At 51.8% G+C, this 17220-nt stretch carries 17 protein-coding genes and 3 pseudogenes; 10 read left to right on the forward strand and 10 right to left on the reverse strand.

The features are described from left to right. Nucleotides 1–31: 31 nt before the first annotated feature. From ABDK09_06470 to ABDK09_06480, 3 genes are all read left to right on the forward strand, one after another. Nucleotides 32–496 carry a vWA domain-containing protein gene (locus tag ABDK09_06470; protein ID XAW87773.1) on the forward strand — a complete coding sequence of 155 codons (465 nt, stop codon included), beginning with the start codon at nucleotides 32–34 and terminating at the stop codon, nucleotides 494–496. Continuing rightward, on the forward strand, nucleotides 489–1442 hold the full coding sequence (locus tag ABDK09_06475; protein XAW87774.1) for a hypothetical protein: 954 nt from the start codon (nucleotides 489–491) through the stop codon (nucleotides 1440–1442). The genes ABDK09_06470 and ABDK09_06475 overlap by 8 nt, the downstream gene beginning before the upstream one ends. Before the next feature lie 213 nt (nucleotides 1443–1655). Then, on the forward strand, nucleotides 1656–2036 hold the full coding sequence (locus ABDK09_06480; GenBank protein ID XAW87775.1) for a hypothetical protein: 381 nt from the start codon (nucleotides 1656–1658) through the stop codon (nucleotides 2034–2036). Between the two features lie 115 nt (nucleotides 2037–2151). Here the strand turns inward: ABDK09_06480 and ABDK09_06485 are convergent, their stop codons facing one another. Further along, nucleotides 2152–2937, reverse strand: a complete 786-nt coding sequence (locus tag ABDK09_06485) for a helix-turn-helix transcriptional regulator (GenBank protein XAW87776.1) — start codon at nucleotides 2935–2937, stop codon at nucleotides 2152–2154. Between the two features lie 56 nt (nucleotides 2938–2993). Next, nucleotides 2994–3527, reverse strand: a complete 534-nt coding sequence (locus tag ABDK09_06490; protein XAW87777.1) for a YbhB/YbcL family Raf kinase inhibitor-like protein — start codon at nucleotides 3525–3527, stop codon at nucleotides 2994–2996. A gap of 338 nt (nucleotides 3528–3865) precedes the next feature. On the opposite strand from ABDK09_06490, the pseudogene ABDK09_06495 reads away from it, so the two are divergent. Further along, nucleotides 3866–5060, forward strand: a pseudogene (locus ABDK09_06495) (DEAD/DEAH box helicase). Nucleotides 5061–5452: 392 nt separating this feature from the next. Continuing rightward, nucleotides 5453–5701 (forward strand): hypothetical protein, encoded by a 249-nt coding sequence (locus ABDK09_06500; protein XAW87778.1) that lies wholly within the window; start codon nucleotides 5453–5455, stop codon nucleotides 5699–5701. A gap of 47 nt (nucleotides 5702–5748) precedes the next feature. Here the strand turns inward: ABDK09_06500 and ABDK09_06505 are convergent, their stop codons facing one another. The 3 genes from ABDK09_06505 to ABDK09_06515 all read right to left on the reverse strand — a co-directional run bounded on the left by ABDK09_06505 (nucleotide 5749) and on the right by ABDK09_06515 (nucleotide 7387). After that, nucleotides 5749–5988 carry an RNA-binding protein gene (locus ABDK09_06505; protein ID XAW87779.1) on the reverse strand — a complete coding sequence of 80 codons (240 nt, stop codon included), beginning with the start codon at nucleotides 5986–5988 and terminating at the stop codon, nucleotides 5749–5751. A 156-nt stretch (nucleotides 5989–6144) separates the two neighbouring features. Beyond that, entirely contained in the window at nucleotides 6145–6963 is an 819-nt protein-coding gene (locus ABDK09_06510; GenBank protein ID XAW87780.1) for an aminotransferase class V-fold PLP-dependent enzyme, read from the reverse strand. 10 nt (nucleotides 6964–6973) lie between these two features. Then, nucleotides 6974–7387, reverse strand: a complete 414-nt coding sequence (locus ABDK09_06515) for an aminotransferase class V-fold PLP-dependent enzyme (protein ID XAW87781.1) — start codon at nucleotides 7385–7387, stop codon at nucleotides 6974–6976. A 208-nt stretch (nucleotides 7388–7595) separates the two neighbouring features. Here ABDK09_06515 and ABDK09_06520 point away from each other — a divergent pair, with 208 nt between their 5' ends. Further along, a complete protein-coding gene (locus ABDK09_06520) occupies nucleotides 7596–8072 on the forward strand; it encodes an Lrp/AsnC family transcriptional regulator (GenBank protein ID XAW87782.1) in 477 nt (158 codons plus the stop codon). Nucleotides 8073–8112: 40 nt separating this feature from the next. Here the strand turns inward: ABDK09_06520 and ABDK09_06525 are convergent. The 5 genes and pseudogenes from ABDK09_06525 to ltnD form a co-directional block, all read right to left on the reverse strand. Beyond that, nucleotides 8113–9565 (reverse strand): annotated as a pseudogene (locus ABDK09_06525) (SLC13 family permease). Between the two features lie 94 nt (nucleotides 9566–9659). Next, complete coding sequence (gene otnI, locus ABDK09_06530; GenBank protein XAW87783.1) at nucleotides 9660–10436, reverse strand: 2-oxo-tetronate isomerase; 777 nt, start codon at nucleotides 10434–10436, stop codon at nucleotides 9660–9662. Further along, nucleotides 10436–11068: an aldolase gene (locus tag ABDK09_06535; GenBank protein XAW87784.1), complete on the reverse strand. Its 633-nt coding sequence runs from the start codon at nucleotides 11066–11068 to the stop codon at nucleotides 10436–10438. The genes otnI and ABDK09_06535 overlap by 1 nt, the downstream gene beginning before the upstream one ends. After that, a pseudogene (otnK, locus tag ABDK09_06540) lies at nucleotides 11065–12322 on the reverse strand (3-oxo-tetronate kinase). The gene ABDK09_06535 and the pseudogene otnK overlap by 4 nt, the downstream one beginning before the upstream one ends. A gap of 2 nt (nucleotides 12323–12324) precedes the next feature. Further along, nucleotides 12325–13230: an L-threonate dehydrogenase gene (ltnD, locus tag ABDK09_06545; GenBank protein XAW87785.1), complete on the reverse strand. Its 906-nt coding sequence runs from the start codon at nucleotides 13228–13230 to the stop codon at nucleotides 12325–12327. Between the two features lie 265 nt (nucleotides 13231–13495). On the opposite strand from ltnD, the gene ABDK09_06550 reads away from it, so the two are divergent. The 4 genes from ABDK09_06550 to solA all read left to right on the forward strand — a co-directional run bounded on the left by ABDK09_06550 (nucleotide 13496) and on the right by solA (nucleotide 17193). After that, nucleotides 13496–14287 carry a DeoR/GlpR family DNA-binding transcription regulator gene (locus tag ABDK09_06550; GenBank protein ID XAW87786.1) on the forward strand — a complete coding sequence of 264 codons (792 nt, stop codon included), beginning with the start codon at nucleotides 13496–13498 and terminating at the stop codon, nucleotides 14285–14287. A gap of 342 nt (nucleotides 14288–14629) precedes the next feature. After that, the gene (locus ABDK09_06555) at nucleotides 14630–15871 is read left to right on the forward strand and encodes a PAS domain-containing methyl-accepting chemotaxis protein (protein XAW87787.1); all 1242 of its coding nucleotides are present in this window, start codon (nucleotides 14630–14632) and stop codon (nucleotides 15869–15871) included. A 196-nt stretch (nucleotides 15872–16067) separates the two neighbouring features. Further along, a complete protein-coding gene (locus ABDK09_06560) occupies nucleotides 16068–16535 on the forward strand; it encodes an FAD-dependent oxidoreductase (GenBank protein XAW87788.1) in 468 nt (155 codons plus the stop codon). Then, the gene (gene solA, locus ABDK09_06565) at nucleotides 16432–17193 is read left to right on the forward strand and encodes an N-methyl-L-tryptophan oxidase (protein ID XAW87789.1); all 762 of its coding nucleotides are present in this window, start codon (nucleotides 16432–16434) and stop codon (nucleotides 17191–17193) included. The genes ABDK09_06560 and solA overlap by 104 nt, the downstream gene beginning before the upstream one ends. Nucleotides 17194–17220: the final 27 nt, after the last annotated feature.

The following is a 17220-nucleotide window of genomic DNA, read 5'->3' on the forward strand; positions in this document are numbered from 1 at the left end:
CGTACCAATAACCAACCATCACCCGTTTAGTGTGGACAGCGCGTCACTCAGCGCCTTTGTCGCCAGTCTGCAGGCGGGCGGGGGCACACCGATGAGCGCTGCGGTGGAATATGCCAACGTGTATCTGGCTAATAACCGCAGCCGGCAATCGGACAGCGAAATGATTCTGTTGCTCGCTGATGGCGATGACGGCTGCAAGATCTTGTCTCCGGTGGTCGATGAGCTGAAAAGCCGCGGCATTTTGTTTCGTCATCAGACGGTCGGGCTGGAGCTGAATAGTGGCTCCGGCGCGGCGCGTGATCTCAAACAGCTGGCAGAGCAAAGTGGTGGTGATTACGCAGCGGCAGCAAAGGCCAGCCAACTGTCACAGACATTTGAAAACGCGGCGATCGCGATGGGCATCCTGTCGTTAATCGGTTCGTATGACGTAACGCCGTCCGCTCCGTCGGCGAGCTCGAATTTGCAACACACAATATGGGATGGATTTGGTGAATAAAATCAGAACTTGGCTGCTGGTGGCAATGCTTTGCTCCGGCAGCAGTGCATGGGCATTAACGAAAGAGCAACAGGTTGATCAGTCTTTACTGGCGGCTCAGACCTTTTATAAAGACGGGCGTTACAGCAAAGCCTTTGAGGAATTTGCCACAGTTGAACAGGTCGGTTTGGCTCTGGACGACAGTTTTCACTTCTTTTATGCCATGTCGGGTTATCACAGCAATCAGTACAGCAAGGCCTGGAGCGAGATAAACCGTTACCTCGCATTGACCGGGCGCAGCGGTACTTACTATCAAAAAGCCCTCGAATTGCACCAGAAGCTGGAGCCTCAGGTCTCGAAAGCGGCCAAAGCAGCGCTGGAAAAATTTGAATCCAGCCGCAGTGACTGGCTTAAACACGAGAAAAAACAACGCCTGACTAACCAAGAGGTGTCGACATGGGCGGCGCAGCAAAGTACGGTCATGCAGCAGATGATCAAAAGCCAGCAGTTTGATGCCGCACAGGCGCGGGCACAAGAGGGTAAAGCTCGGCTGGAACGTTATTCCGGCGCTCTAATCTCGCGTTCAGAAAACTTGTACCGGCTTGAACACGACCTGGCCAGCGTGACCCAGTTATTGCGCTTTAAGTTGATTGAGCAAACGACTATTGATGCTCATCGCGCGCAGTTGGATAAATTGCAGCGCTGGTTCCGCGCGCTGGATTTTGAGCGTTTTGACGCTCTTTATTCCGTGGAAAAACAGCAGCTCGGTGCTGAAACCAAACGTGCTTTCGCTCAAAAGGCCGACATTGATAAAGCGGCTCAGCAGGAGGCTCGCAGCCTGCGGCGCAAAATGGAGTGCTTTAGCTCTAAGTCTCAATTGAAGGCATTTGAGCAATATGGCATTGACGATGTTAACGGGACGACTCGTTTACGCACCACCATCCGTGATAACTGTAACCAGGGCTAAGCAGTATGAAAACATCCGTTATTAAAGCGTCAGTGATCAGTTTGACATTGGCCAGCGTTTCTTGGTTGTAGTAGTCAGTATCGCAGGGTAGAGGAACCGGTTGAAGGGAAGTTCCAGCAGTCACTGGATCAGTATCAAGTCAATAAGCAGGGATGGGAAATCGTATTTCGTCAGCAGGGCCGCTACTACTCTCATCTGGGGATCGCCGAGAGCGTGTCTGCCAAAGTCATGGAACAACAAGGTGTGATGAATTACAGCTACCGTGGCAGTAATCCGGACGACTGTATCCTGTTTACGGTCAGCACGTTTGGCTTACTGTGGGCCATTGACACATTAATGTGGACCGCACAGTTCGGGACGTCGAATACTTCCTGCTGGTCTCAAGTGATAGATACTGATCCGTCTCCATCATGGAGCCGCAGTTACGCAACCGGTCAGTACGCCCATTATTACCGCCTGCAGCAATCTGTTGGCCCGAAAGTGACTTACAAGAATAAACCGTTAAGTGGCCGCTTTGTTGAACCTGGCGTCTGGCGCTTTGAGAATAACCAGTTACCGGCTGATTTCGATATCGCTGACGTTAAGCTACCTTAGCCGAAGTATCAGACGGGGTTTGGGTAGCTGCCCGGGATGTATCGCGGCTACCTTATTCTGTCGCATGGTAACAACGGACTCTTCTTCTGAAGCGTCCGTTTTTTGTATCTGCTTCCTAAGTCGCGCAGTGCAGTGTTTTAATATATTCGCGCGGCGTTAAACCAAATTTGGCTTTAAAGCGCTGACTAAAACGCCCCTCCGATTGATAACCGCATAACTGCGCCAGCAGGGCCACGTTGTGATCACCTTTCTGCATTAACCCCAGCGCATGATTAAGGCGCACTTCAGCCAGAATTTCCCGGTACTGTGTACCTTCCTGCTTTAGTTTGCGCATCAGGGTTGCCCGGCTGACAGCAAACCGCTCGGCCACATTTTCCAGTGGATGATCCTGACTCGGCGTCAGGGCCAGATAGCGGCTTAACTTCTGGCTGAATGACAACTCAGAATCGGGGAACAGACAATGTAGCGCTCCTCTTTCCGCCAGTTGCTGATAAAGCCCCATCAACCAAAAGGTCTGGGTTGCGAGGCTCATCTCGTCCAAATTAAACCCGGCCAGAGCGTGCAAGGTCTCCCGTAGTGCACTATCTAACCCTATAACTTCAGAGCACCCGGTGTCAGCTCGCTGCCTGCTCAGTTCCAGCATGCTGGGCTCAGGCAGGCAGTGAAAACTGAACATGCGTGATGAAAACGCGCCTTTGTGCGGCAGGTTTTCAAAACTCAGTGATGCTCCCGGCTCACAAATCAATAACTGCGCCGCTGATAACTCAACCGCCGTTTCGCGCCAGTAGAGCCGCTTACTGCCGGTCAGGATCTGCACCAGGCAAGGAGAGTGAATACGCACATTACGCAGTTTTTGTGATTGCCGGGCGCTAAATGGCGTCACTTGATAATGATGATTCATCGATCCCCCTGCAAGGAATGTTGCCTGCCGTAACCGTCTTGTGTCGGGGCTGGCTGCTATTTCGTGTAAGTTGCGGTCAGAGTGGCTTTGCCCAGAGCGATTTTGTTGAGGGTAAAGCCAATCGCTGCCGGCGGCGTGGTGGTGGTGACGTCCAGTTTGTCTGTTGGCAGGGCCCAGACGGTAAACTGGTAACGGTGCATGCCATCACCGGCCGGCGGACATGCGCCGCCAAAGCCAGCTTTACCATAATCGATGCGGGCCTCTTTGCCACCCAGTTTTGTAATATCGACGCCGCGTGGCAGCGAGGTGACAGACGCGTTCAGGTCATAAGCCATCCAGTGCCAGAAACCACTGCCGGTAGGCGCATCGGGATCATAAGCCGTGATAGCAAAACTTTTGGTGCCGGCAGGGACGTCTGTCCAGCTTAATTGCGGTGACAGGTTATCTCCATCGCAGCCCCAGCCGGAGAATTCAAACGTCTTAGCCATCGGGTGACCTTCTTGAATGTCCTGACTGGTGATTTGTAATGCCTGAGCGGAAGCGGTTGCCATAAGGCCTGCAACGAAAACGGATTTAGCGAATGAATTCATGATAATGCTCCTTTTGATTTGCAGTTAGTTTAGGAGCCTGATGAATTAGGTTCATGCCTTAAAGTATCACATTTAACGTCTGTGAGACTAAATTTGATACTTATTGGTTTTAGTATCGAAATAAAATGTATGGCGAGTAACGTTTAGTCGCTAAATATGGGTGTGTGTCCCGTTTAAATTTCCGCTAGATGAGGGCGTGTGTCCTCTTTACGCTCTCTTTACGGCCTAACCTGATTCTGATTTGGTAAATCATTCAGGAAATCGTCGCCTTCATGTTAGAATCGCGCGCTAAGGTAGAGTTTGGCTCTACATTTCGGTTACTAATTCAGAGTTCGTCCATGTCATTTTCCAAACTGGGGTTAAGTGATGCCCTGACACAAGCTGTGGCAGCACTTGGTTATCAAAAACCTACTACCATTCAAACCAAAGCCATTCCGGTCATTCTGCAAGGTCAGGATCTGATCGCGGCGGCGCAGACCGGTACTGGTAAAACCGCCAGCTTTGTTTTGCCGATCCTGCACAAACTGCAGGGCCGTCAGACTGAGCGCAAGAAACGCGTGCGCGCTTTAATTCTGGTTCCGACTCGGGAAACTGGCGATTCAGGTGGCGGAAAAAGTAGCCCAATACGGCCAACACACCGGTTTAACGTCGATGGCGATGTTTGGTGGCGTGGATGAAAAAGCGCAAAAACAACGCCTGATTGAAGGTGTGGATGTGCTGGTGGCGACGCCGGGTCGTCTGTTGGATATGTATGGGCAGCGTGCGGTCTATTTTGAAGAGATCGAAATGGTGGTGCTGGATGAAGCCGATCGCATGCTGGACATGGGGTTTATTGAACCGATCAATAAAATCATCGATCGTCTGCCCACTGAGGTACAGTTCCTGCTGTTTTCGGCCACTTTGTCGCACAAAGTGCGTGATCTGGCTAAGACGGCTGTTAATGATCCGTATGAGATTAGTATTGCTGCTAATCAGGCGTCTAAGGCCAATATTGAACAGTGGCTGGTGACGGTGGATAAAGACAAGAAATCCGCGCTGCTCAGCCATCTGATTCAGGAAAATGACTGGGATCAGGCGCTGATCTTTATCGAAACCAAGCATGGCGCAGCCAAGTTGGCATCACAGCTGGAAAAACGTGGTATTCATGCTGAAGCGTTTCACAGTGGCCGCAGCCAGGCGGTGCGTGTTCAGCTACTGGAAGATTTTAAAGCCGGCAAGATTAAATATATGATCGCAACTGGCGTTGGTGCGCGCGGTATCGATATCCATGAATTGTCGCGGGTAGTGAACTACGATTTGCCATTCCCGGCTGATGAATACGTGCACCGTATTGGTCGTACCGGACGGGCGAATGCCAGTGGTGAAGCGATCTCGTTTGTCTCCAAAGACAATTTTAAAAATCTGTGCATGATTGAAAGCCGTCTGGGCCATCTGATCGAGCGTAGAGTAGTGGAAGGCTTTGAACCGAAAAAGCCGGTGCCGATTTCGATTCTCAATTATGTACCAAAAAGTAAACGAGAGCCCAAAGAATAAGCGGCTTTTGCTGCTGAGCATTGAGTAACGGTTTCTATCGGGCCGCGCAGGCACAACTTGCGTGGCCCTTTTTTTTCAATGTTTTATCAGGATTTACTTAATCATCTGTTCAGGCTCCCGGCGATAGGATGCAGAATTACCGAGGGCTCAAACCCGTCAGTTGGCAAGGTAATAACCGGCGAATCGATGGAATCAACCGGTTTGATTCTCTGCTGTTCATGTTCAATACTTGCAGGGAATTCGCCATAAAAAATTGGTAATTTTACTCTAAAAGAGGCGAAATGGTCGTAAATCGTGTTTTAACTTTGATTTTACCTTTTTATACACATGCCCGAGGTTGATACGCTGCGCCGGCAGCAGGATAAATACAATAAACTGCGAGGACTCATCGCATGGACTGGCAACAACGCATTTTTGAGTATCTGTTTACAAAGCAGGTGAAACCATCACAGGCCGTGTTTTACTCCCCACGCTCGCCGCGTGAAGTATTGATCAGGCGGTTACGCGCTCAGATTTCGGCGGGTTATATCGAGAAAGATCTGCTGCAGAAAGTCTTGCCTGATTATCACTGTGAGGTGGGGCAAGATGTTAACGTCAGAAAAATCCTGCGCGCATTGGAAGCGCAAGAAGGCAAGCTGTGAGTCGGTCTGGAGAAACAAAAAGCCAGCGTTTAAGGCTGGCTTCTGAATCAGTTTTGCGCTGCTTTGACGCGAATTTTGCTCTTGGCGACACTGGTCATATTCAGTGCGGCGATGGCTGCTTTGGCTTCTGCCTGTTCAGGCATTTCAACGAACGCAAAGCCCTTCGACTGACCCGTTTCCTGATCAAGCACCAGAGTGCATTCTTTTACAGTACCGTGAACAGAGAAAAGCTGACGAATTTCGTGCTCGGTTGTGGTGCGAGCCAGGTTGCGGACTAGAAGTTTCATGTTGAACCATTAATTGGGTAAAAACGGTCTCCATTGTCGCAGTAATCGCCCGACGCACCAAGTGAATGTTGTCATTTCAGTGAAAATAATCGTGCGCAATAACCGGCGGCAACGCAGAGCAAGGTAGTATAAGCTGACCTTGCTCTGCGGCGCTGATTAAGCTGGCAGCAGGCGCGATAGAGTAGCGATCAGGCGCTCGACTTCGGCTGGCGAACTATTGTGAACCATGGAAAAGCGCACGACACCGGCGGCCGGATTGATATCCATCGCCTCTAGCAGGCGGCAGGAGTAAAAATGGCCGGCGCCACACAAGATACCTTCTTCACCCAACTGCTTCGCCAGGTCAGCCGGCAGAACACCATCAACCGTGATGGATACCGTTGGGGCACGCTGCGCTGCCGTGGCCGGACCGATAATACGGATCGCCGGATGCTGATTGAGAAACTCAAGCAGCGGCTGCAGAGTGGTCAGTTCGGCCTGATGCAGCAACTCGCGTACCGCCTCCGCTTTTTGCGTCGCACTGGCCTCTGGCTGATCGGGAAAGTGATGTTGGTAAATCGCTGCAAAATAATCGGCGACTCCTTTGGCGGCCGCGACTTGCGCGTGATCTGGTCCGGCCGGGTAGAGACGTTTTTCACGAAATTCACCATTAAAATAGTGGCCCTGATTCGCCAGTTTGGCCGCCATCTCTGCTTGAATCACCATCACGCCCAGGTGGGGACCGTACACCTTGTACAGAGAAAACAGATAGATGTCGCAGCCCAGCGCTTTGACATCCGGCAGACCGTGTCCGGCAAAGGAAACGCCATCGACTATGGTTCGAACATCATGCTGACGTGCCAGCGCGCAGATGTCCGCCACCGGATTAATATAACCCAGGATATTGGAGCAGTGCGGAAAGGTAAGTAACTTGGTGGCAGGGGTGAGCAGTGGCTGTAGACTGTCGAGTTCCAACATGCCCGTGGAGGGATTCACGCCCCACTCTTTAATCACAATGCCGCGTTTCTGCCAGTCGGCGCCATGCGCCGCTGTTGGCCTCGTGATCCTGATTGGTGACGATGATTTCATCGCCGGATTGCAGCCATCCCATGACCGCATTGGCCAGGACATAAGTGTTTTGTGAGGTTGACGGACCAAAATAGATCTCGTCTGCCGCTGAGTTTAACCACGGTGCAAGAGCCTGGTAGCTGGCATCCATCCATTGCCCGGCTTGAGCTGAAACCGGGTTGGGGTAATAAGGCTGTACTTTGAGCTGGTGGAAGTAGTGGTCAAATTTCTCCAGTACCTGACGGCATAAATAAGATCCCCCGGCATTTTCAAAGAAGGCTTTATCCAACAGAGAGGGCTCGGCAAACGCCGGAAATTGCTGGCGCACAAAATCCAAATCGAGTGTATTCATGGTTTCCATCCTTGGGTAGGGTAAGGGCACAGACTGTTTACTCACAGCTCAGCGGGCCAAAATTTATTACTATGCAGAGGTTAGTCATAACCAGCAGATAGTAGTAAGTATAAGCTTTGATGGATGCCGCTTTCTGAGCAACCTCAACTTGAAATAACCGGATCAATGCGATAAATCAGTCATATAATGGACTTTATAGGGAAATATCGTGCAATCTATCGCACTGGACCGCCAGGATGTGCGCATTCTGGAATTGTTACTGCAGGACAGCCGGATTCCGCGTCTTGAATTGGCCGAAGCGGTTAACCTTTCGGCATCGCAGTGTTTTCGTCGTCTGAAACGGCTGGAAGAATCGGGGATTATTGAGCGCTACTCTGTGGTGCTCAACGGCAGTAAAGCGGGGTTTGATATCAATGCATTAGTGATGGTGCAGTATCGAAAATCTGAGCCCGATGCCCGCCAGCAGCTACTCGATTTAATTGCCCGGACTGCGATTATTCATGAATGTTATTCTATTACCGGTGACAATGATTTTGCCCTGAAGGTCAGCTGCGCCACCATGACCGAGTTCAATCGTTTGATCAATGAAACGCTGCAAACTCGGTTTATTTCCGGCATGCACTCTTACATGCTGCTGGAATGTTTTAAGCATCAGGTGGCGCTGCCGCAAACGGTGAAAAAATAAAAAGCCCCTTGCGGGGCTTGGTCATCATTTGGCGTGCGGATTAGCGCGCTTCTTTCAGTACTTTTTTCGGCTCTTTGCTTTTCATCCACAGCATCAGAGCGGCCAGCACAACAAACGGTACCACAGGGTCAAGCAATGTACCCTGTTTACCAAAGATCAGGTTGAGGATCATCACGATGCTGGCACCGATTGCCCAGGCAATGGTTGAAGATACCGACCAGATTTTCAGTTGATCCGCCAGCTCGGTGATGCCCAGCGTACGGCTGATAATGTGGAAGTAGGAGTCATTGAGGTGCGAGAAACCTACCGGGCCGACTGCACACGCCAGTGCCACAAAGACCGGATCCAGACCTAAGGTCTCGACCAGTGGCAGAGTCATGGTTGCTGCCACCATCATAGAGGCGGTTGCAGAAACCCTGGATCAGACGCAGCATGGATGCAATCGCAAGTGGTACTAACAGTGGCGGAATACCACTGCTGGCAATTGCTTCTGCAACCTGAGGACCGGCACCAGATGCTTTCAGTACCGCGCCCATCGCGCCACCGCAACCGGTTACAACCAGAATAAGACCAGTGGTCGACAGTGCATCATCCATAGAGCCAATCATGTCAGTGCGTTCGATGTTACGGGTCAGACCGTACAATGCAAGCAGAACACCAATACCGACTGCAACGACAGGGTTACCCAGCAGCGAGATCACAGCGTAGAACAGCGAATCATCTTTCGTGACCAGAGTATTGACCAGGATCAGAACAATAGGCAGCAGAATCGGGCCAAATGACAGGAAGTTACCTGGCAGGTGACGGTCATCGGTTTCCTGTACTTTTTCCAGGTTAGCCCAGTCTGCCTGGCTGGTGATCCAGTTTTCACCGTTTGGTACACGATAGTACTCTTTGCCCACTTTACGGATGTAGATCAGGGACAGCAGCATCATAGGCACGGAAACAATCAGTCCCCACAGCATGTAAACACCCAGATCCACATTCAGGATACCCGCGACGGCGACCGGGCCCGGAGTTGGCGGCACCATAGCGTGGGTGATCAGCAGGCCCAGAGCCAGTGTCACACCAAGGCCAACTGCAGACTTGCCTGTATTGCGCGAAATCGCGCGAACAAGGGAATGAAGAATGATGTAGGCAGAGTCACAGAAAACCGGGATAGCAACCAGTACGCCGGTGAAACCCAGTGCGACATCCTCACGGCCTTTGCCGCACAGTTTCACAAAGGTTTTCGCCATGCGCACCGCCGCACCGGAGCGTTCAAAACAGGCGCCCATGATCACACCAAAGGCGATGATCAGGCCAATCCCTCCCAGCACGCCTCCGAAACCGGATTTGATCGCATTTACCAAATCAGTCGGCGCCATGCCAGCAAACAAGCCCATGATAATACTGGCGATGATCATTGCCAGTGCCACTGGGATACGAGTCTTGATGATCATGACCATCATGGCCAGGATCCCAAGGATAATGCCAATTAAAGCAGCGTCCATCTTTCTGTCCTTTTTATAATTTGTCCGTCTTACGGTTGTGTAGGGCCCTGCCTTTGCCGCCAGGGCAGGCATTAGCAGGGAAGTTGCTCACTAGTTACAGGTAAGGTTTAACCCAATCCAAACCTTGCTCTGTGGTGGTTTTCGGTTTGTACTCACAACCGATCCAGCCGTTATAGCCGGAGTCGTCGAGCACACCGAACAGGTATGGGTAATTGGTTTCGCCATCACACGGTTCGTTGCGGTGTGGCACGGAGGCAATCTGGATGTGGCCGGTAAACGGGGCCAGATCGCGGATCAGTACGTCCAGGTCCCCGTCCATGATTTGGGCATGGTAGAGATCCAGTTGCAGTTTGACGTTCGCACGGTCAACCACCTTGATGAGTTCCACCGCCTCGCGCTGATGGGCAACGAAGTAGTTCGGTACATCACGGCTGTTGAGCGGTTCAATCATCAGTTCAATACCATGCTCGGCGAAGATGTCGGCGGCATAGCGGATATTGGCAATAAACGTGTCGATATGCTGCTGCCTGCTGTAAGCCGGATCGATGATGCCGGACATGGCATGCACTTTCTTACACTGCAGCGCTTTGGCGTACATCAGGGCCGTGGCCACGCTCTGCTTAAACTCCTGCTCCCGTCCTGGCAGGGCTGCCAGACCTTTCTCGCCGCCATCCCAGTCACCCGGAGGCATGTTAAACAGTGCTTGTTCGAAACCATATTTAGCCAGTTCATCGGCCAGTACTTGTGGCTCAAACTGATACGGGAACAAAAATTCAACCGCTTTGAAGCCGGCCTGATGCGCTTTGGCAAAGCGCTCCAGGAACGGAACTTCGGTAAATAGCATGGTGAGGTTTGCTGCAAATTTAGCCATTATTTGCCTCTCCCTTTCAGGTCTTCCACTTCTGCGTCAGTCAGGTAGCGGATCGGGTGTTTATCAAGCAGGAACATCAGACGCGCGGTCTCTTCCAGTTCTTCGGCGTTATCGACGGCATCTTCCAGGTCGGAGCCGGTCACCACCGGCCCGTGGTTGGCCAGCAGAAACGCACGATAATCGGCGGCGCGTTTAGCCAGTTCCTCTGCGATACGTGGTTCACCAGGACGCAGATAAGGGATCACCGGCAGCTGACCGATGCGCATCACGTAGTACGGTGTGAACGGACGGATTGCATTGTCTGAATCCAGGTTATCGAGACACGACAGCGCGGTCAGATACGTGGAATGCAGGTGCACAATCGCATTGCAGTTCGGATTATTGCGGTAAATCGCGAGGTGAAACGCGACTTCTTTCGATGCGCGTTTGCCGGATATCAGGTTTCCTTCAATATCGACCACAGACAGCTCTTCAGCCACCAGGCGGCCAAACGATGAGCCGGTTGGTGTCGCAAGAAAATTGCCATCCGGCAGCTTCAGAGACAGGTTACCCGCCCCGCCGGTTGCGTAGCCGCGTTCAAACATCGAACGCGCAAGACGCACCATTTGTTCTCTCAGTTGTTGTTCGGTCATGAATAAAAATCCTGCGCTGTGGTAAAGAATTGCTCATCGCCAAAATTGCCTGACTTAAGTGCCAGAGACAGTGAGCCATCGATTGATTTCAGCCAAGGCACGCCAGGGGCAATTTGCGGCCCGATATGGAAGCCTTTGACGCCCAGGCTTTGAGTGACGGTGCCGGAGGTTTCTCCGCCCGCGACGATAAAATTGCGTACGCCGAATTCCTGTAGCTGATGGGCCAGGCGGCTGAAGAACAGCTCTACTGCCTCGCTGGATACGACTGAGCCATAGCGGGTCTGAATGGCCTGCAGTTTGTCCGCGTCTGCGGTGGCGTACACCATAGGAGCGCGTGCGCCGTTCAGGTTGGAGGTGACCCACTCAAACACCTGCTGAACGTAATTGTCATCGTTCAGACAAGCCTCAACGTCGACCGCCAATGAAGGGGCTATTGCTTGGTAATGACTGACCTGCTTGTTGGTCATCAGTGAGCAGGATCCGGATAGCACGACACTGGATGCGGCCTGCGGCAGGCCTGCCGCTTTGGCATCACTCTGATCGGCCAGATGTTGCGCCCAGTTCTGGGCAATGCCTGCCGCGAGGCCCGAGCCTCCGGTAATCAGTTTGAGTGATTTGGCTGCCTGACCCAGAGTGGTCAGGTGAGTACTGTTGAAGGCATCGACCACCGCGTAGCGCTTACCGCTCTGCTGCAATGTTGCGAACTGATCAACTACCGCCTGCGCGCCTTGCTCGATCACCTGATAGTTCACCAGGCCGGTTTGACCTTTAGACTGTCTGTCCATCAGGCGAACCACACTGGAGTCGGTCATCGGGGTTACCGGATGGTGACGCATGCCGGATTCATTGAGCGGTTTCGCCCAAGACAAACAGATGACCATTAAATACCGTGCGGCCATTGACCGGCAGAGCAGGACACACAATGGTGAAAGATTCATTAAGAGCGTCGAGCAAAGCATCGGTCACAGGACCAATGTTGCCTTGCTCGGTGCTGTCGAACGTCGAGCAGTATTTGAAGTAGAACTGCTGGCAGCCCTGATCCTGCAGCCAGCGTAGTGCAGTCAGTGACTGGCTGATGGCCTGCTCAGCCGGGCATGAACGGGACTTAAGGCTTACCACAACCGCATCGGCATCTACTTTGGTGTCTGCCGCCGGTACGCCGTTGAGCTGTACAGTGCGCATACCGTTTTCAACCAGAAAACCTGCGATATCAGTGGCGCCGGTAAAATCGTCTGCGATGACTCCGAGTAACATAATTACTTCTCCGTGCCTGGTAGGTTGATGCCATCAAAGATCTTGATCACGGCACTGTCATCCTGCTGGCCGTAACCTGCGTTGCTGGCCGAAGTAAACATGTTGAGTGCGGTGCTGGCCAGCGGCAGCGGGAAGCGCAGATCTTGCGCCGTGTCGGCGACCAGATTGAGATCTTTAACGAAAATATCGACCATGGATTTCGGTGAGTAGTCGCCGTCGACGACGTGTTTCATGCGGTTTTCAAACATCCAGGAATTGCCGGCTGCGTTGGTCACCACGTCGTACATCAGATCGAGTGGAATATTGGCACGCGCGGCCAGCGCCATCGCTTCAGCGCCTGCTGCAATATGCACGCCTGCCAGCAGTTGGTGGATGATCTTGACTGTGGCACCCAGGCCAATTTCAGTGCCGATGTTGTAAACTTTGCCCGCAGTGGCTTCCAGTACCGGTGCCAGTTTGGCAAACGCCTGCTCTGAGCCGGAGGCCATGATGGTCATCTCACCGGCTTCCGCTTTGACCGCACCGCCGGATACCGGCGCATCCAGCATCAACAGGTCGTAGGCATTCAGGCCTGCTTCGATCTCTTTCGCATCCTGGGCTGAGATGGTTGCTGAGACCATCACCGCGGTTTTCGGTTTCAGGTTGGCAGCCAGACCAGAATCAAACAGTACGGCTTTGACTTGTTTGGCGTTGATCACCAGCAGCAGTACCGCATCCAATTCTTGAGCGAACTGCTTGGCATCATTGGCGACGGCTTTGGCACCGTAGTTACCTAATGTTTCCAGTGCCGTCGGGTTGAGGTCGACACCGTATACATCCAGTCCGGCGCGCACACAGGATTTTGCTGCACCCATCCCCATCGAGCCTAAGCCGATAACAGCAACTGATTTAACTGTTTGATTATCCATGTGAATATCTCGCTCTAATCGTTTTAAAAATGTTAATTTGTGTTCTTTGGTGTGATTATATGTGAATTTGTGCGCTTTTTCCTGTGGTGCTACTCACAAAAATTACCATTCAGTAACAATAATGTGAAAACTAACACCTAAATCACAGCGATATGAGCAGAGTAGAGCATGTTTGGGGGGACTTTTTCACAATAGTTAACACAACTTCACAGATGTAAGCTTGGCTGATAAGATGGGGTTATCATTATTTGTCACGTAAGCCACTATGATTCCAGCAGAACGCCACAAAACCATTTTGTCACTCCTTTCACAGCAAGAAGTTATCAGCATCAATGAACTGGTAGAGCAGTTGGCTGTATCACACATGACCATTCGGCGTGATATCGCCAAGCTGGAAAAGCAGGGCAAGGTGCTGTCTGTGTCCGGCGGCGTGCAGTTAAGTACTGTGTTACATCATGAACCTTCCCATGATGCCAAGGCGACCCAGCACGCCGATGAAAAAGCTCAGATTGGTCAGATCGCCAGTCGGCTGGTGCCGCGCAATGCGACCGTCTATTTAGATGCCGGTACCACGACGCTGGAGATTGCGCATCACCTGGCGGCGCGGGATGATTTGTTGTTTATCACTAACGATTTTGTGATTGCGGCTTACCTGATGCACAACAGCGAAAGCAATCTGTATCACACCGGCGGACGAATCGACCGCGAAAACCAATCCTGCGTTGGCAGTAAAGTGGCGGATTTTCTGGCTGGCATGAACGTGGATGTCTCGTTTGTTTCGACCTCATCCTGGAACCTGCGCGGTATTTCCACCCCGAGTGAGCCAAAAGTGATTGTGAAAAAAGCGGTGGCCGCTGCCGGTCAGAAAGTGATTCTGGTCTCTGATTCGTCCAAATATGGCAAAGTCGCCACATTCCACGCACTCGATATCCAGATGTTTGATGTGATTGTGACTGATGCCTCTTTTCCCCTCAGCGTGCGTCAGGAACTGGAAGAAAAAGGTATTCAGGTGCTGATGGAACCAACCCCTGCTATCAGTAGTGCGCTTTCCGCTTAAATTTGTGCCATGCACAAGGTGCTGATTGCATCGCAACCCGATTAACGCTGCCAAAGGCCAGTCATTGCACTGGCCTTTGCTCTATCTGTACTGTCACCGATGCTGCCTCTTTTTGTATACCGATCTGATTTTCCGACATATTCTGCGGTGAATGGCGTGTGAAAATTGACCTCTGTCCATTTGCTATTAAGTTTAATTAAGAGAGCAATTTTAGTTTGGCGCTTGCAGTCGGGAGGCGTCTTTCGCTGGTTGGCTATAAGGAAGACAATATGCTGTTCGGCAGAAAAGTAAAACCACAGAGCAATGATCAACAACTGGCTATGCAAGCAATGCAGGCCGAACTTGCCAGTATCGCCAGTTCGTGTGCAACAATTTATTTTACTCCTGCAGGGGAAGTTTCTTGATGCCAGTGCCCGCTTTCTGAAAGTGGTGGGTTACAGTCTGGAGGAGGTCAAGGGCAAACATCACCGTCTCTTTTGTCCGCCGGAATTTGCCGACAGCCCGGAGTATCGCCAGTTCTGGAGTGAACTCGCAGCAGGGAAAGCCAAGCGGGGCCAGTTTTTGCGGCGTGATAAGCAGGGTCGGGATGTCTGGCTGGAAGCCACCTACATTCCGATTCAGCAGGATGGTAAAGTGGTGCGGGTGATGAAAATTGCCAACAATATCACCGAGATCTACGAAGAGTCAGTCGATGATAAGGCGTTGCTGCAGGCGATTCATCGCTCCAACGCGGTGGTCGAGTTTACCCCGGACGGTAAAGTGGTCGATGCGAATGAAAACTTTCTGCGCACCATGGGCTACCGTAGCTTGGATGAGATTAAGGGGCAGCATCACCAAATCTTTTGTCCGCCGGAGTTTTATCAGGAAAATCCGACATTCTGGCGCGATCTGGCCAGTGGCAAAGTGAAAAAAGGTTTGTTTCGCCGTCTGAGCCGCCATGGCGAAACGATCTGGATTGAAGCGACTTACAATCCGGTCTTTAATCACAATGGTAAAGTCATTAAGGTCACCAAAGTCGCCATCAATATCACCAAACGTATGGAGCGTCAGCTGGCGATCCAAAAGGCGGCCGAAATGGCGCACAGCACGTCGGTTGAAACCGCTCAGGTTTCAGAGCGCGGCGCTGAAATTTTGCAGCAGAACCTCACCAATTCAGAGAAAATCTCCGCAGATATTGAGCAGTCCTCGCGTCTGGTTGAGGAGCTAAATACTCAGTCGGAGGACATTGCGAAAATAGTCACCACCATCAAAGCCATTGCTGATCAGACCAACCTGCTGGCGCTCAATGCTGCAATAGAAGCGGCCCGGGCCGGTGAGCACGGCCGTGGTTTTGCTGTGGTCGCGGATGAAGTCCGCACGCTGGCATCGCGTACTACCAAGTCGACGGAAGAAATCAACAGTATGGTGGATCGCAACAGTCAGCTGGTGGAAGACGTACGTAAAAGTATGTTTGGGGTGACTGATCAGGCGGGGAAAAATGAGGATCTGATTGCGGAAGCATCGGAAATTATTGGTGAAATCCTCAAAGGTGCTGAATACGTTTCTCACACAGTGGGTGATTTGGTCAACAACACCAATGATTAACAGCGGGGCCACCGGAGGTCTTATTAAGCGCAGCAGCTGCCGAAATTACGTGTATTTGCCTCTGATTTTCGGCCGGAGTGCGTCAGTGAGGCAATTTTCATTACTCATCTTTCTCTTGGCACGATAAAGTATAAGGGATTAGCGGCACTGATAGAGAGTGGCCGCCTTGTTCTGTTAAGCGTCAAAGGAGAGGGATTTGAAATACGATGTCGTGGTAGTGGGTGCCGGTTCGATGGGAATGGCCGCAGGCTATTTCCTGGCCAGACAAGGTAAGAAAGTACTGCTGATGGATGCGTTTGATCCGCCACACCATCATGCCAGTCACCACGGAGAGACCCGTATCATTCGTTACGCTTACGGTGAAGGTAAAGAATACGTACCTTTGGCGCTGCGTGCGAAAGCATTGTGGGAAGAGCTGGAACAGCACAGTGGCCAGACACTGTTTTTGCAAACGGGTGTGCTCAATATGGGCGCTGAAAGCTCGCGCTTCATTCAGACTCTGATTGCCAGCGCTGAAAAATATCAATTGCCGCTGGAAATTCTCAATGCAGATCAGGTTCATGCCCGTTTCCCTGGCATCACACTGCCGGAAAATTATATCGGCTGCTTCGAATCGACTTCCGGCGTTTCTGCGCTGCGAGGATTGCATTGCCGCATATCGTGATCTTGCTCTGGCACACGGTGCTGAGCTGCTGACCTACCATCCGCTGCAGGATATCAAAGCAACGGATGAGGGTGTCACGCTGTACAGCGGCGATAAAGTGATTGAAGCCGATAAAGTCATTGTGTCTGCCGGCGCTTGGGCGACCAAACTGATTGCCAAACTTGATTTTGCGCTGCCGATGCAGCCAAACCGCAAAACCTTCGCCTGGTTTGAAGCAGAGGAAGCGGTATATGGCCAGGATGTATTTCCGGCCTTTTCGTTCGACTCGCCACAAGGGATTTACTACGGCTTCCCGAGCATTGATGGTGCCGGCCTGAAAATGGGACGTCATGACGGTGGTGAGCGGCAGGACCCGGACCAGGAGATTGCTGAATATGATACGCTGACCGACAGTGTTGATCTGGAGCGATTCCTGGCCACCGTGATGCCACAGACTCAAGGTCTCAAGTACGGCAAAACCTGTATGTACAGTATGACCGCAGATGAGCACTTCATTATCGACACTCATCCGCAGCACAGCAACGTGATTATCGCCGCCGGATTCTCAGGGCACGGTTTCAAGTTTGCCAGCGTGATTGGTGAGATTCTCAGTGATTTGGCCGCGAAAGGGACAACTGAGCACGATATCTCGCTGTTTTCACTGCAGCGTTTTCGCTGAGACTGAATGACCCACGACAGTACAGAA

Origin of the sequence: Vibrio sp. CDRSL-10 TSBA, from assembly GCA_039696685.1 — a bacterium.
In the GTDB taxonomy this organism is placed as follows: Bacteria; Pseudomonadota; Gammaproteobacteria; order Enterobacterales; family Vibrionaceae; genus Vibrio.